At 42.1% G+C, this 15,717-nt stretch carries 11 protein-coding genes; 9 read left to right on the forward strand and 2 right to left on the reverse strand.

Annotation, left to right across the window (positions count from 1 at the left end; translation table 11 throughout):
• The first annotated feature begins 218 nt into the window (after positions 1-218).
• From PI95_RS24575 to PI95_RS24585, 3 genes are all read left to right on the forward strand, one after another.
• Positions 219-560: a hypothetical protein gene (locus tag PI95_RS24575; RefSeq protein WP_163519161.1), complete on the forward strand. Its 342-nt coding sequence runs from the start codon at positions 219-221 to the stop codon at positions 558-560.
• A 469-nt stretch (positions 561-1,029) separates the two neighbouring features.
• Positions 1,030-2,370 (forward strand): ATP-binding protein, encoded by a 1,341-nt coding sequence (locus PI95_RS24580; protein WP_039748807.1) that lies wholly within the window; start codon positions 1,030-1,032, stop codon positions 2,368-2,370.
• A 139-nt stretch (positions 2,371-2,509) separates the two neighbouring features.
• Complete coding sequence (locus PI95_RS24585; RefSeq protein WP_039748808.1) at positions 2,510-7,762, forward strand: WD40 domain-containing protein; 5,253 nt, start codon at positions 2,510-2,512, stop codon at positions 7,760-7,762.
• Here PI95_RS24585 and PI95_RS24590 read toward each other — a convergent pair.
• Both PI95_RS24590 and PI95_RS24595 read right to left on the reverse strand, forming a co-directional pair.
• The gene (locus PI95_RS24590; protein ID WP_163519162.1) at positions 7,746-7,976 is read right to left on the reverse strand and encodes a hypothetical protein; all 231 of its coding nucleotides are present in this window, start codon (positions 7,974-7,976) and stop codon (positions 7,746-7,748) included. The two genes, PI95_RS24585 and PI95_RS24590, sit on opposite strands and share 17 nt — an antisense overlap.
• Before the next feature lie 6 nt (positions 7,977-7,982).
• Complete coding sequence (locus tag PI95_RS24595) at positions 7,983-8,324, reverse strand: hypothetical protein (protein ID WP_039748809.1); 342 nt, start codon at positions 8,322-8,324, stop codon at positions 7,983-7,985.
• Positions 8,325-8,996: 672 nt separating this feature from the next.
• Here PI95_RS24595 and PI95_RS24600 point away from each other — a divergent pair.
• The 6 genes from PI95_RS24600 (at position 8,997) to PI95_RS24625 (ending at position 15,700) form a co-directional block, all read left to right on the forward strand.
• Positions 8,997-9,827 (forward strand): photosystem II manganese-stabilizing polypeptide, encoded by an 831-nt coding sequence (locus tag PI95_RS24600; RefSeq protein ID WP_039748810.1) that lies wholly within the window; start codon positions 8,997-8,999, stop codon positions 9,825-9,827.
• Positions 9,828-10,432: 605 nt separating this feature from the next.
• Entirely contained in the window at positions 10,433-11,209 is a 777-nt protein-coding gene (locus PI95_RS24605; protein ID WP_039748811.1) for an RNA polymerase sigma factor SigF, read from the forward strand.
• A gap of 175 nt (positions 11,210-11,384) precedes the next feature.
• Positions 11,385-12,317: a hypothetical protein gene (locus tag PI95_RS24610; RefSeq protein WP_039748812.1), complete on the forward strand. Its 933-nt coding sequence runs from the start codon at positions 11,385-11,387 to the stop codon at positions 12,315-12,317.
• 5 nt (positions 12,318-12,322) lie between these two features.
• Entirely contained in the window at positions 12,323-12,568 is a 246-nt protein-coding gene (locus PI95_RS24615; protein ID WP_039748813.1) for a hypothetical protein, read from the forward strand.
• A gap of 307 nt (positions 12,569-12,875) precedes the next feature.
• The gene (locus PI95_RS24620; RefSeq protein WP_039748814.1) at positions 12,876-14,108 is read left to right on the forward strand and encodes an RNA-guided endonuclease InsQ/TnpB family protein; all 1,233 of its coding nucleotides are present in this window, start codon (positions 12,876-12,878) and stop codon (positions 14,106-14,108) included.
• A gap of 449 nt (positions 14,109-14,557) precedes the next feature.
• Positions 14,558-15,700, forward strand: a complete 1,143-nt coding sequence (locus tag PI95_RS24625) for a hypothetical protein (protein ID WP_039748815.1) — start codon at positions 14,558-14,560, stop codon at positions 15,698-15,700.
• Positions 15,701-15,717: the final 17 nt, after the last annotated feature.

Raw genomic sequence — 15,717 nt, forward strand, 5'->3', positions numbered from 1 at the left:
GACACTCCCTATCCAGCCTTCTTCTGAGTGACTCGCGAGTGTGTTTGCTCCTTTTAATACAAGGCTGGATAGGGAGTGTCCGGTTTTAGTGTAGGGGCGATCGCGGAGTGCGGTGAAGAAATAAATGCAATTCTGTTGCTTGTTATTTTTTTTGCTTATAGGTATAGGACTTACGCAAAAAATCGGCGTAGTTCCTTAATTTACGAGTGCGATAATTCATGAATTATCGCTACAGAAGATATGTTTTGCGCTCAGAAAGTGAGGTATTGTGGCAACGACACATCGACACTGAAGCGCATTCAAGGTGCCGAGTAGCGATCGAGGAGTGTACCCAAGTGGCACGTAAACACACACCAGAAAACGCTTTATTTTATTTTTATGGATCGCGCATCGTCGGACTGCGATCGCCCGTATGTTGCCTCCTCATTGAAGCCTCTTGGCAACCCTCTTTCTTTGGGAGAAGGGGAGACCAAGGCGAAGGCATTATCCTTGTGCGTGAATTTGGATGCCGATCAAAGAATCAACCAAAAAAATATTGCCAAACTTGTATGAAGAAGTGATATTTGGTACATAAAGTTATTGGAAAATTTTTCTGGAAAAGATTGCAAATTCTTGATTAGACATATAATATAATATATACTTAAGTATGATGACATCAATACAATACAATGGTACTGAACCATGATGTAAATTATTGGCATCTTGCTAAAATTAATACAATTCCTACTTAATCGGCATTTATACCAACGAAGATTCTACCGATAAGTAGGTTTCTGTGCAAGATTAACTCAGTTACAGATGATTTGTTTAACTTCAAATTGTTAAAAGGGCAACAGTATCTGTAAAAATAACAGATAGACTTAATGTATCAGGGACAACAACTAAACCTCTGCTATGAGCAGGATAGTTGCACTGGTTACGCATTTTTGCGTCCGGCACTGTTCTTCTTAAGACCTAATTTGTGAGTTAATCAACCACAGTTTTAGGTAGAGATTAGTTGTATATAAACGTACAGTTAATTGCATCTACATGAAAACCACACTAAATTTGTCAACTTTTTATAAAGCCTGTAACCCAAGCTACACCTTAAATATGAGTAATGCGCTGGATCGGCAGTATTACATAGATTTTTCGGATGTACGTGGTTGCAAGATTGTTGAAGAGTTGCAACGAACAATCGTGCGTATTTCTCCGGATGAGCCGACCTGCCAATTATTTACAGGTCATATTGGCTGCGGTAAATCAACAGAATTGCAGCGCCTCAAAGCCGAGTTGGAGTTAGCAGGATTTCATGTCGTTTATTTTGAGTCCAGTCAAGATTTGGACATGGCGGATATAGATATTAGCGACATTTTGCTAAGTGTAGCCCGTCAAGTGAGTGTCAGTTTAGAAGCGATTGGCATCAAACTGAAACCAGGTTACTTTGCCAACTTGTTTAAAGATATTGGGGATTTTTTGCAAACACCCATACAGTTATCAGCAGAGGCAGAGTTTTCCTTAGGTATTGCCAAAATCAGCGCCAAAGCAAAAGATAGCCCTCAGATGCGTACTCAGCTCAGGCAATATCTGGAACCGCGTACCAATAGTATTTTGCAAGCGATTAACGAAGAAGTCTTAGACCTCGGCATAGAACAGCTAAAACTTCGGGGTCAAAAAGGACTGGTTGTCATCGTCGATAACTTGGATCGAGTAGATATGCGTACATTAGCATCCGGGCGATCGCAACCAGAATATCTCTTCATCGACCGAGGCGAACAACTGCGCCGGCTCAAATGCCATCTAGTTTACACAATTCCTCTACCGTTAATTTTCTCGAACGAGTACGAAACATTAAAAAATCGCCTGGGTGGAGGTATTGCTCCCAAAGTCTTGCCAATGGTGTTGGTGCGGCAAAGAGATGGTATTGACTACGAACCAGGTATGTCACTACTAAGCCAGCTAGTATTAGCCAGAGCCTTTCCTCAAGTTCCTTGGAATACCAGACCCTCGTTAGTAGGCGAATTATTCGACGACCCAGAAACACTAGATCGTCTATGCCGCGTGAGTGGCGGTCATATCCGTAACTTACTAGGACTGCTTTATAGTTGCCTGCAACGGCAAGACCCACCTTTTACTAGAAACTGTTTAGAAGCAGTGATTAAAGATTACCGTGACGATTTGCTGTTAGCGATTAACGAAGAAGAATGGGAATTGTTATTTGAAGTAGTACACCAGCAAAGCGTTCAAGGCGAATCTGATTACCAAAGATTACTGCGAAGCATGTTGGTATTTGAATATCGCGATCGCATCGGACGCTGGTTTGGCATCAGTCCTGCCTTGGCAGAAACAGAAAAAGTCGTGACTTGGCAGCAAAATAAAACAAAAGTATAAGCGCCTCTAAGCGATGCATCTCTGGTCTTAGCTGTATATACAACAACTGAGAACTTAAAAATTCAAGTATGCTGCCAGCGCATACTTGAGTTTTTGATGTGGCATTTTTTCCCTTTATTTAATAGCCCAGTTTTTAGTTATGACACGGCAATTAACACACGCAAGCAAACAAAGCGAAAATCAGCATTCTCTACAAAGGCTGATTCGGGCGATCGCACTTTCCAAAAATCAATTTGCTCTGATTTTAGTTAGGTGCAATTATCAGCAATTACGCACTTCAATGTTAGAGCATCTGCGCTTTCTCACCAAAGATATCAATTTACGAGAAATCTTTCTTCAGCCATCAACTACTGCCTTACACACCACAATAGTATCAGAACTATTTCTAGATAATCCTATCGTTGCCACAGATTCATTGCCCTCAGCTGTGATGATTTCTGGTCTAGAATCAGTCATTGACCTCGAAGACCTACTCACTAACATCAACCAAGCACGAGATATCTACGCTACGAGTCTTCCTTTTCCATTAGTTTTATGGCTGCAAGATGAAGTAGCAACATCGCTTTCTCGATTAGCACCCGATTTTAAAAGCTGGGCGGCAACCACCATTAAATTTGAAATGGCTGCATACGATTTAATTACTTTAGTGCAGCAAGAAACAGAATTTATCTTTGCCAAAGTTTTAGAAGCTGGTGCCGAAAAGTTTTTATCTAATGCTGCTCTTAATTTAGCTCGCAAATCTCAACATCGCCGCGAAATTGAGTCAGCCCGTAATGATTTGCAACGCCTATATAACGTCACTTTAGAACCAGAGTTAGAAGCGAGTTTAGAATTCGTGCTGGGTCGCGACGAATACGCCGACGACCAAATAGATAATGCTTTAATTCATTATCAAAAAAGTTTAGCACTTTGGAAGGAGGCAAGGAGAGCGGGGGAGTGGGGGAGTGGGGGAGTGGGGGACAGGGAGGACACGGAGGACAAGGAGACAAGGAGACAAGGAGACAAGGAGGACAAGGAGGACAAGGAGGAAACTACTATTACTTCCTCATCTCCCTCATCTCCCTCATCCCCCCCATCTCCCCCATCCCCCACTCCCCCTCTCCCCATCCCCCCATTCCCCCCAACCCCACTTCGTGGGGACCCCGAAGCCCCCCAACTTGGGCAAGCGGTAGTACTATTCCACCTAGGGCTGTGTTATCGCCGCATGGCAGACTTATACCCAACTCTGGGCAAAACCTACTGGCAAGATGCTTTATTGTGGTTTAAGCAATGTCTTGAGGTATTGGAAACAGCGCAAAGAAAAGACTTAGTTGCTAAGTTTATTTTGCCTGCGCTTGATATGCTACAACGCCTACAAGCCTGGGAAGAATTGCAGCAATTAGCCGAAAAGTCTCTGCAACTGCATGAAACTTATGGTACTCCCGCACAAGTGGCTCAAGATTATGGTTTTTTAGCAGATGTGGCGGCTTCTAAGTCTAATTGGTTACTAGCTCATGAATTAGCAAATAAAGCACTTTCTATTTCCGAAAATGCCGCCGACGTTTCCCGACAGCAGGAAAGTTGGTATCTTTTATTGCTGGCACGCACTCAGCGACATTTGGGTGAGTGTGAGGAAGCGATCAATAATCTGGAATGGGCGAGAGTAGTTTGTGAAGTACAATACGAGCCATCGCTATATTTGCAGATTTTAGAGCAGTTGCGATCGCTCTACTTTTTTGGACGCCATGATTACACCGAAGCTTTTAGCCTCAAGCAAGAAAAAATTCAAATAGAACATCAGTACGGCTTTCGCGCCTTTATCGGTCCTAGTCAATTACAGTCACAACGCTACAGAATTAATCCAGTTTTGGAGCCGCAAAAAAGACCGTTTAATCAGTCGGGACTTGCTCAGGAAATAGCCGCTTCTGGAAGGCAGCAAGATATCAATCGCTTGATTGAAAGAATTTCCCGTGCTGACTGCAAACTTACAGTAATTCATGGACCCTCAGGCGTTGGTAAAAGTTCAATTCTCAAAGCTGGTTTAGTACCAGTTTTGAAGGAAAAAGTAATTGGCGAACGCATACCTTTGCCGATTGTATTATCTGTTTATACTGATTGGCTTACAGCTTTAAGACGTACTATTAATGAGGCATTGGTACAAACGGAACTTTCAATTATTCAAGAAAATTCTTCCAGCATACTGCTAGAAAAAATTCGGTTGTTAGCCGAGCGGAATCATATAATAGTTATTATATTAGACCAGATGGAAGAATTGTTTTTTATTAATAAGCATCCCCAAAAAATAAGAGAATTTTACAATTTATTTAGCGAATGTCTCAATATTTCCTTTGTAAAAATAATTATTTCTTTAAGAGAAGATTATTTACATTATTTATTAGAATTTGAACGTTTGAGCCAAGAAAAACAGCAAGGTAATTTCTACGATTTAGGAATAATTAATAAAAATATTCTCGATAAGAATATTCGTTACTACTTAGGAAACTTCTCTAGCCAAGATGCAATCAGCATTATCCACAGTTTGACTCAACGTTCGCATTATGAACTAACTGATGAATTAATTCACCAACTAGTCGAGGATTTAGCAGGAGAACTGGACGAAGTACATCCAATAGAATTACAAATAGTCGGCGCTCAACTTCAAGCAGAAAATATTACCACACTTGAACAATACAAGCTTTGTGGCGGGTCGAAAAAACTAGTACAGCGATGGCTTGAGGAAGTAATTAAAGATTGCGGTCAAGAAAACGAACAACTTAGTTGGAAATTATTGTTTGAGTTAACTGATGAAAAAGGCACAAGACCATTAAAAACAAAAGCTGATTTGGTGACTGTGGTAATAAAAGACAACGAGTTATCTCTAAAAAGCGGTGAAGAGGAATTTCCTGTAGAGATAGAAGAAGTCGAGTCAGAGAAAGACAATAAAAAAGAAGAAATTACGCCCCTGAGTGTCTCGATGGAATTGATTTTAGACATTTTGGTGGGTTCAGGCTTAGTATTGCGAATATGGGAAGAGTCAGGCGATCGCTACCAGCTAGTTCACGATTATTTAGTTGAACCAATTCGCCAAAAAAACGATTATGGAATGGTCGCCGAACTAGAAAAAGTTCGCTTTGAAAAAACTAGAGCAGAAGTAGCTCAAAAACTCTCTCAAGAGCAATTAAATTTAGTTTTGCATCGCCGACTGCGAGAAGCACGTATAGCAGGCTTATCGCTCTTCATCATGCTAGGCACAATTGCAACATTATGGTGGCAAGCAGACTCACAAAAAAGAGCCGCAGTTCTCCAAACTTTACGAGCCGAACGCAGCGAAAGCAACTTTAAAATTAGTGCCCTCACTGCTACTAGTGAAGCGCTATTTGCCTCAAATAAAGAGTTTGATGCTCTCTTAGAAAGTTTGCGGGCTTGGCAACGACTCAAAATTGCAGATAAAATCCAACCAGATACTCGGATGCGGGTAGTCACAGCACTCCAGCAGGCAGTTTATGGAGTAACCGAGGTAAACCGCTTGGAAGGACATGCTGATATTGTCTGGGGTATAACTTTTAGCCCCGATGGTCAGTTACTGGCATCAGGTAGCCGTGACAAAACAGTGAAACTGTGGCGTCCTGACGGCACCTTACTCCAAACCCTTAAAGGTCATAGCGATGCTGTTAGCAGCGTCAGTTTCAGCCCCGATGGTCAAACTCTGGCTTCCTCCAGTCTCGACAAAACAGTGCTTCTTTGGCACAGAAACCCCACCAATGGCGAATTTGACCCCCAACCATACAAAACCTTAAAAGGACACGGTGATTGGGTTTATAGCGTTAATTTCAGTCCTGACGGTGAGTTGTTAGCTACTGGCAGTAAAGACGCAACCATCAAACTTTGGCGGCGCGACGGGACTTTAGTAAAAATACTGAAAGGACATAAGGGATGGGTTAATTGGGTAACTTTCAGTCCCGATGGTAAGTTCATCGCCTCGGCAAGTGATGACAAAACAGTAAAAATCTGGCATCGAGACGGTAGTTTAGTCACAACTTTGTCAGGACATGAAAAGGGCGTGACTGTTGTCGATTTCAGCCCCGACGGTCAACTGTTAGCATCAGCAGGTCGAGACAAAAAAGTGATGCTTTGGCGACGTGGCAAGAGTACTCAAGATGTCCTCAAGTTTCGTCCTTACAGAATTTTACGGCAGCATACAAGTCCAGTTTGGAGCCTCAGCTTCAGTGACAATGGTCAACAGCTAGCCTCAGGAAGTGATGACAATACCATCAACGTCTGGAGTGTTCGCGGTACGTTACTCAAAACTTTGAAAGGACATAGCGATGCTGTCGCTGGTGTCGCTTTCAGCCCAGATAACAAAATTTTGGCATCAGCAAGTTACGACAAAAGCGTAAAACTATGGAGTTTAAATCCTCCCAGGCTGCCCATCCTTACTGGACATAAGGATCGTGTTTTGAGCGTTGCTTGGAGTGCGGATGGCAAAATATTAGCTTCAGGCAGTCGCGATCGCACTGTCAAACTCTGGCAACGAGAAAGTACTAGCAAAGGCGTTGTCACTCGACTTTATAAAACTCTCTTGGGACATACTGATAGAGTTGCTAGTGTCACTTTTGACCCAAAAGGTCAAATGCTAGCATCAGCAAGTTATGACAAAACTGTGAAACTTTGGCAGCGCGACGGCTCTTTACTTCATACTCTCCAAGGGCATAGTAATAGTGTGATGAGCGTCAGCTTCAGTCCAGATGGTCAGTTATTGGCATCGGCTTCTAAAGATAAGACAATTAAACTTTGGAATCGTGACGGAAGTTTGCTAAAAACCTTGAAAGGACATCAGGGTTGGGTAAATAGCGTTAATTTCAGTCCCGATGGTCGAGTTATAGCTTCTGCCAGCGATGACCAAACAGTCAAACTTTGGCGACGGGATGGTACTTTGTTAAAAAGTTTTTTACCCCATGAAAGTTGGGTTTTAGGCGTGAGTTTTAGCCCTACCGATCGCCTGCTAGCTTCTGCCAGTTGGGACAACACAGTTAAGCTGTGGCGCTGGGATGGTACGTTGTTGAAAACCTTGTTAAGGGGGTACAGCGATAGTGTTAACGCTGTCACTTTTAGTCCTAACGGCGAACTTCTAGCCTCTGCTAGTTGGGACAGCAGCGTCAAACTCTGGAGTCATGAAGGCAAATTGATCAAAACCCTCAACGGACATACTGGTGCAGTATTAAGTGTCAGCTTTAGCCCACAAGGTAATACACTAGCATCGGCTAGTGATGACAACACGATAATTTTGTGGAATTTAGACTTAGACGACCTGCTACTTCGTGGTTGTAGCTGGATGAGTGATTACCTCAAGCACAACCACAATGTTGAAGAGCGCGATCGCCATATGTGTGATGATATTACTCAAAGGCGCTAATTGGGTAATGGGTAATCGGTAATGGGTAATGGGTAATGGGTAATGGGCAATGGGCTTTTTGAATTTGGGTCAAAGGGTAAAGGGGAAAGGGAAAAGGGGAAAGAATTATTACCAATGCCCGATGCCCCATGCCCAATGCCCCATGCCCAATGCCCCATGCCCCATGCCCTATGCCCGATGCCCCATGCCCCATGCCCAATGCCCCATGCCCCATTACCAATCAAGATTGCGATCGCTTCTCTTTGAGTTCCTCGTTTTCTGAAGCTGCTTCTTGCTGCATATTTGCTATATAGGCTTGTAGCCTCATGCGCTCAATATAAGGCCAGCCCCCCTCAGACTCAATGTCTTTCAGGAGTGCGTACAGTGCCTGACGGTTATCAGGCAAACTTTCTTGAAATACCCCATCTCGGATCTCTCGGTGTAACTGTTCTAACTGCCGTAGCAACGCCAAAAGCGCAATAGTATCCCCTTGACAAATTTCCGATGCATCATGTACCGCAGTTGCGATCGCTTGCAATTTAAAAGACAACTTCTTTGAATCAACATTAATGCCGTTGTTCATGCCACCGTATATCTGTTTAGGAGGTCTACTCAAATTTACCGGAGATTTTTCGCTTTGATTTGTTTGCTAGCAAACCTCAGTGTGAAAAAATACTTATAGCTTTCTGCTGCCCTTCTACCTCAGTTAGGGAAAAGTATAAATTTATGTATACGAAAGTCAGTAGCGATCGCTTCTAAACGACATCTGTACCTTTGGGGTTTTCAAAGTCCTCTCGTTCCCAAGGAAAGTGCCACCATAGGCAAGCAACGAAATGTGAGGGTAAAACCGATTAATTCGCTTGTTGTATGCTTTACCTGAGAAAGGTTAGGCAACAAAATTTGCAAGCGCTTTTCGCTATTTTCCTGCCTTAGATCAAAGTCCTTAGATTTTTCCTTAAAAAAAATCGTATGATCTGGCTTAGTTTAATTCCATAAGACATGTAGTGGCGACATCTACGTAACAACCAAAGACTTTTGTCTACGCTATGGATGCTATGCCATGACGAAAAAACTGTTACTGATGGCAGCCTGAAGCCCGATAATGACAAAAGGGTAAAAACGCATGATTGTAGCCGTGTGGGATAAAAATCCCACGCACTGCTTCGGATGGGACAAGAAGAATAGCCATATTTTTCCTTGACCCTACCCAGTTTTACAACTGAGATATTAATTTTTGACGAAATTGAGGTTGACCATGAGGTATCGCGCTTTAATTGTTGCATTCTTGGCTTTATGCCTGGGACTAATAACAGCTTGTAGTGATGCTCCCTCTTCTAGCAGCAGGGATTTACTCACTTACGAACAAATTCGAGGCACTGGCTTGGCTAACAAATGCCCCCAATTAACAGAAACAAGCCGTGGTTCCATTCCCATTGATTCTAGCCAGTCTTACGTGCTCAAAGAACTGTGTTTGGAACCGACTAATTACTTCATCAAAGAAGAACCTGCTAACAAACGGCAAGAAGCTGAATTTATTGCGGGCAAATTGTTGACCAGATACACTTCCACCATTGATCAGGTGCAAGGCGATATAAAAGTCAACCCAGATAATAGCTTGACTTTTGTCGAAAAAGATGGTTTGGACTTCCAAGCCACCACTGTACAACTACCTGGCGGTGAACGAGTACCTTTCCTGTTCACCATCAAAAACTTGGTTGCGAAATCACAACCTGGTTTGACCAGTATTAATACTTCCACAGATTTTGAAGGCGAATTCAAAGTTCCTTCTTATCGCGGTGCTGCCTTTTTAGATCCTAAAGGTCGCGGTGTCGTCAGTGGCTATGATAATGCTGTGGCTCTACCTGCCCAAGCAGATAAGAAAGACCTTACCCGAACTAATGTTAAGCGTGCAGAAGTTCTTAAAGGGAGAATTTCTCTGTCGATTGCCAAAGTAGACAGTGCTACTGGTGAAATTGCTGGTACCTTCCAGAGTGACCAGCCCTCCGATACCGATTTAGGCGCCGGCGAACCTAAAGAAGTTAAAATTCGCGGTCTGTTTTACGGTCGGGTTGAACCGAGTGCTTAAATCAAGATTGAGTATCCACACATAAATGGTTCTCACAGACGGTAATTTTGTTCGCGTTAGGTTAATCAGGCGTTCCGCATCTGTTGCGGTACTCCGCATCGCACCTTCTTCCCCTTTCATATTCCATCTGAGAAATGCTATGGGACTAAGGCTTTTCCTCTGCTGATGGCGCTAGTTTTGACTTACCTGGCATCATCACAACTAATTTCAATCCAAAAAGGGCTATATAGCCCTTTTTTTATTGGGTGAATATCAAGAGTCCTAGCGATTGGCAAAAAGTTTTCCCAGTTCCTAATCCCTAATCCCTAGTCCCCAATTTAAAGATGTCATGAATGACTTTTTTAAATTTCAGTAATTTTGCTGAAAAAAGTTGCTCGTATCTATATAAATCCTTTTTAGCTTCAGTTTATCTCTAGACGAAAACCGGATCGTTAAGAAAGAAAAATTAAGTACAATTTCGGTTTGAGAATTAGTAACAAATTTTATATTTTTTGTCTAGGTACTTTTTTAAAGCTATAGGTCATCCCAAAGCTAAATAAAAAAACACTCATATTTCCCCTTTCCCCCTCTTTTTCATTGTCTGTTTGACTTATAAAAGCGGTGCTATGCCAACCACTGTCACCTACGAACTGAAGCATGAAATTTGGCAGTTGTTGCGAGAATATCAGCAATCCCCCTCGGCAACTGTTCGCAATCAACTGGTAAAACTTAATTTTGGACTGGTGAGAAAAGAAGCTCACTACTGGATGAATCAATGTCAGGAAAACTATGAAGACTTGCTCCAGGTGGGCTGTTTAGGTTTAATTCGAGCTATTGAAAAATTTGAAATTTGCAAAGGTCATGCTTTCAGTTCCTTTGCCATTCCTTACATTCGGGGTGAAATTCAACACTACCTCCGAGATAAAGGTGTCACCGTGCGGATTCCCCGACGCTGGTTAGCGCTGCAACAGCAGTCAATAGGAGTTTCGCGTTCTTTGCGCGAAAAATACAATCGTCAGCCAACTGACTCGGAATTAGCAGCAGCGCTCTTAATTTCTACAAGCGAATGGCAAGAAATTAAATTAGCATGGGTCAATCGCGCTCCATTAAGCCTAGATGTGCCTGTACAGGACGGAGAAGAAAATTCTACTAACTTGGGAGAATTGGTTCCAGATAACCGTTACCGCAGCTTTCAACTAGCGCAAGAAGACCAAATTCGCCTGCAACAAGCACTATTTCAGCTAGAAAAACGCACCCGCGAAGTTTTAGAATGCGTATTTTTACAGGATTTAACACAAAAGCAAGTTGCAGAACATTTAGGAATTAGTGTAGTAACAGTTTCCCGGAGAGTTAAAAAAGGGCTGGACTTGTTGAAACATTTAATGTCTGTGGCAGAAGATTAAATGCAAATAATATCGGTAATTTTTCCACCGTATTTTCACGCTTACTGACAGTATTTCAAGCCACCTTTAAAAAATAAAAAAGTAGGTTATAAAAGGAACAGATTTCGCCTTTGATGTAAATTTCACAAGGTAGATTTCAATTAACAAATTTTCCTATAGCTTTTGAGAACGGTTAATGGGCAGAAATTTAAAAATTGCAGTGGCAGCTATTTTGGCTTTAGCGATCGCCTCTTGTGCTTCCGAATCAGAACAAGCTAGTAATCCTACGCCAACTCCCAACAGCGCACCAACTCAGCCCCCATCGGCGATTCAATCGTTTAAAAATCCAGTTGTACCTGCTAAACAGGCTCCAATAGTAGCTTCTACAACTCCTAACTTAATTCAACCAACTAATGCCACAGAGCGGGTAATTGTAGTGTCAAAAGGTCGCCCTGACCCGTTTGGACAACTTTTCTCGCCGACGTATGCATCGAACACAAACGCAAACACGAATACGCCTACATTTGGCAGATCGGTTCCGGTGTTACCTCCCCTACCAGTTGCTAGGGGTGCAATAATTACGTCAAGAAAAGTTCCCACACGCAGCGCGGTAATATCAGCCAAAACTAGAATACCGAGTCAGCCACAACTTTTGAGGGCACAAAAGAATAAAATAAATAAAATAAACAAAGGAGCGATCGCTTCTGCACGCCTACCAAAACCTAGCCCTGGTTTTACTCCAGTCGTACCCAAGGTTTTACCTTTAGTTGTCCCCAACCCGACTCTAGTATCTGTATTACCACCGCCAGTACAACCTGAATTAGCAAGAGCAGTTCTTGTCACAGGTGTAGTTTTAATTGGTCAAGAACCCCAGGCAATTATCAAAGTACCAAATGAACCGACGAGTCGCTATGTGCTGGCAGGACAGCGATTGGCAAACGGTGTACTGGTAAAACGTATTGAAATGAATGAAGGCTCTAACCCAGTCGTGATTTTTGAACAATACGGTATGGAAGTTGCTAGAAATGTAGGAGAATCGCCTATCAACGCAGCTTCGCCCGCGACAACACCGGAAAACCCTGTTTCAGTGACAACACCACCCCAAAATCCTACTAGTACCGGAGCTTGATAAAGATGGAGACAAAGGAAAAAATTGAATTTCCTGGATTGCCTTTAGCAGTCTATCAAGAAATAGCGGCTCATCTGCGGCAAGTCGAAGGGGTAGAAGTCGGTTTAATTCCCCAGTCGTCTCCACAGTTTGATTACAATCAAAGCCAAATCGCCAGCTTAGAGATATCTTGGATGCCAAACTCTAATGCAGAAAGTCGGCAACGTGTCAAGGAAATTTTGGCTTACTATCAAAATCGCTATGGTGTCTGACGAATTAAGGTAATATCAAGTTTTTGAACTAGTCCGCTACTCAAGATTTATTGGGGTGAAGTTTGATCTACCCAACGCTTTGATTGGTTTGTTGGGTAGTTTGTTTTTAACTTATTTGTTATTTAAGAATCTTAATATTTTCGGCGATCGCCTTTCATAAATTTAGCAGCAATAAAAAATTCCCGCACACCTATGAAAGTGAGGCGGCTAATTGTTATCGAAAATTTGGGTCTAAAACCCCGTCCTAGAAGGACGGCTTTATGTCGATGTGCTAACATAAGATAAGTGTTGGTTAGGTCGAGCCAAAATGATAATTTACGAGTTCAAAGTCAAAGGGAAAGATAAGCAGTATAGAGCGATAGATGATGCTATTCGCACTAGTCAATTCATTCAAAACAAGTGTTTGCGTTACTGGATGGATAACAAGGAAACTAGTTTGAATAGGTACGACCTCAATAAACATTGCGCTGTACTTGCTGCCGAGTTCACGAGTGCGGATGAACTTAATTCAATGGCTCGGCAATCTGCGGCTGAACGTGCTTGGAGCGCGATAGCTCGGTTTTACGATAACTGTAAAAAAAAGGTTAAAGGTAAGAAAGGCTTTCCAAAGTTTAAAAAACATTGTCGTTCGGTTGAGTACAAGACCAGCGGCTGGAAACTCTCTAATACCCGTAAAGCCATAACTTTTTCAGATAAAAAGGGCATTGGAACCCTAAAGCTAAAGGGAACCTATGACCTCAATTACTACAACATCAAACAGATTAAGCGTGTCCGGTTGGTGCGTCGGAGTAACGGATATTACGCCCAATTTGCGATTGATGTTGATGTCAAGGTTGAGACTCAGCCTACAAAAGAGATGGTCGGTATTGACCTGGGATTAAAATACTTTATTGCTGACGATAAAGGTAATGTAGAACAATCACCCCAGTTTTACCGTTCCGCTGAAAAACAATTGAATCGTGCTAATCGCAAAAAATCCAACAAGTACGACTCCAAAAAGAAAAAGGCGAAACAACCACAATCAACCAACTACCACAAAGCACGAGAAAGATATGCCCGCAAGCATTTAAGAGTAAGTAGGCAACGAAAAGAGTATTGCAAGCGTGTTGCACACCTCCTCATCCAATCTAACGATTTGGTAGCTTATGAAGACTTAAATGTGAAGGGCTTGGTACGTAATCGTCATCTAGCTAAATCAATCAGCGATGCAGGCTGGTCAACTTTCCGGTCATGGTTGGAGTATTTTGGTCACAAGTACGGGAAGGTTACAGTTGCTGTACCTCCCCATAACACAACCCAAAACTGCTCTAACTGTGGCGAGAAAGTGAAGAAATCTCTATCCACTAGGACTCATGTCTGTCCGCATTGTGGATTTGTGGAGGATAGGGACGTGAACGCAGCCATCAACATCCTGCAAAGGGGACTCAGTACCGTGGGGCACACGGGAACTTACGCTTGGGGAGATTTGCCCTCTTGGGCGGTTGGCGCAAGCCTGCTGTCTAATGGCGAGTCAGGGAACCAAGAATCCCCGTCCTTTTAAGGCGGGGAGTGTCAAATAGTTATAAAAGACTCCAAAAGCTTTGGTTTAGATAAGTACCCGCATATACAAGAAAACCTTCACTGTTAGACCAAAATGTCCTTACAGATGCTTGGCAGAGCTTGTGGTGAAACAATAGCAATATCATATATACAATAGACATCGACCGCTCTTTTATTATGCGTTGCCCTAAACCCTTGTAGAGACTACCAAGTGCTACGTCTCTACGTCTTTTCTGGAGATATCTAATATAGAATAATACACTTGTGACTAAAATCACTATGCATTGAAGTTTGCGTGCGTTATCTTAGTGAGGAGTAATGCACAGCAAGTAAGTACATACGTAAAATTCTCTTGTTTAACTGACGGGGATGAAAGGGAGTGCCGCGAGTTGCATTCGCTGAGTATTTTATGCAATAAGTCTAATATACTGATTAGTAAATATATTATTTGTGATATTTACACAAGTTATCCCTGGACAACCACTTAGCTCAGTACAAAAAATCGGTTTAAATTTAGTCTCAGTTTTCCCAGGCAAACGGGATGTTGTCTTGGCTATTGATTTGACGGAAAGCGTCGGATTGAATGATGAGGGTCGTATTCGCTTACGTCAGATTGTTGAAGATAGCCTAAAACCGGGAGATTCAGTTTACGTTGTTCCTTTTGATAAAAATGTAGCTTTAGAAGAAGTTACACCCGGTGTAAATCCATTGGGAACACCCATACAATTTAGTAGTAAAAGTCAAGAAAATATTGACAAAGTATTAGCAAAAATACCTTTCGCCTTCGATCCAAACCGCTACGGTACAGATATTCAGCGAGCTGAATTAAGTATTTATCAAGGTCTCGCTCAAATCAATCAAAATCGTCTTTATAAAAGTCAACGAATCAAACCGCAGTCAGTTGTTTGGGTTACAGACGCACCTTTATTTACCCAACCGGGAATTACCTCACAAGTGTGGGTGGAGACTCCGGCGCTTAGTCCTTTTCGGATAGCAAACTCCCCAGAAAGTCAACAGCGACAAAGTTGGATTAAAGCTTTGCCGATAAAAGAGCGATCGCGCTCAATTACAACCAATAATAACAAAGAATATAAACTCACTGTAGTTGATATTGCGCCTACTGTCCAGGAAATTTGTACGCCAGCACCAGGGGGTGAAGAAACTTGTTTAGTCACTTCTTATTTAATTAAGCAGTTGTGGCTACCAAGTTTAATTTCACTATTAATATTCGCGGGTTTGGTTTTTGGGTTAATTAAATTCTTGCGTCTACAAAAGAAGTGGGAATTGAAAGTTGATTTTGAAGCGACAGAAAACCCCGAAGACCAAAAATGCAGATTACCAAACAACAAACGCATTGCAATTGGTGAATATGATGCTTCTTGTACAGATTCTATTGACTGTCCAGGTTCAGAAGTCAGAGCATATTTAGAGAGGAAAGGCGAGAAGTTATATTTAGTACCAACTAATTTAGCACCAATTTATTACAACAATAAAGAAATTACGTCGCGCACTTTCATCTCTAGTTCTACGTTCCGGATAAATTGTCCATATAAAAACCGCGACTACCAAATAGTAATTAAAGTTAAAAAATAGTAATTAGGGAATTAAAG

It is taken from the genome of Hassallia byssoidea VB512170 (genome assembly GCF_000817785.2).
Lineage (GTDB): Bacteria > Cyanobacteriota > Cyanobacteriia > Cyanobacteriales > Nostocaceae > Hassallia > Hassallia carrinoi.

Excerpts from the sequence above, each read along its gene's own strand:
- PI95_RS24575 (WP_163519161.1), top strand. The coding sequence starts at position 219 with ATGAATTATCGCTACAGAAGATATGTTTTGCGCTCAGAAAGTGAGGTA.
- PI95_RS24580 (WP_039748807.1), top strand. The coding sequence starts at position 1,030 with ATGAAAACCACACTAAATTTGTCAACTTTTTATAAAGCCTGTAACCCA.
- PI95_RS24585 (WP_039748808.1), top strand. The coding sequence starts at position 2,510 with ATGACACGGCAATTAACACACGCAAGCAAACAAAGCGAAAATCAGCAT.
- PI95_RS24590 (WP_163519162.1), bottom strand. The coding sequence starts at position 7,976 with ATGGGGCATGGGGCATTGGGCATGGGGCATGGGGCATCGGGCATAGGG.
- PI95_RS24595 (WP_039748809.1), bottom strand. The coding sequence starts at position 8,324 with ATGAACAACGGCATTAATGTTGATTCAAAGAAGTTGTCTTTTAAATTG.
- PI95_RS24600 (WP_039748810.1), top strand. The coding sequence starts at position 8,997 with ATGAGGTATCGCGCTTTAATTGTTGCATTCTTGGCTTTATGCCTGGGA.
- PI95_RS24605 (WP_039748811.1), top strand. The coding sequence starts at position 10,433 with ATGCCAACCACTGTCACCTACGAACTGAAGCATGAAATTTGGCAGTTG.
- PI95_RS24610 (WP_039748812.1), top strand. The coding sequence starts at position 11,385 with ATGGGCAGAAATTTAAAAATTGCAGTGGCAGCTATTTTGGCTTTAGCG.
- PI95_RS24615 (WP_039748813.1), top strand. The coding sequence starts at position 12,323 with ATGGAGACAAAGGAAAAAATTGAATTTCCTGGATTGCCTTTAGCAGTC.
- PI95_RS24620 (WP_039748814.1), top strand. The coding sequence starts at position 12,876 with ATGATAATTTACGAGTTCAAAGTCAAAGGGAAAGATAAGCAGTATAGA.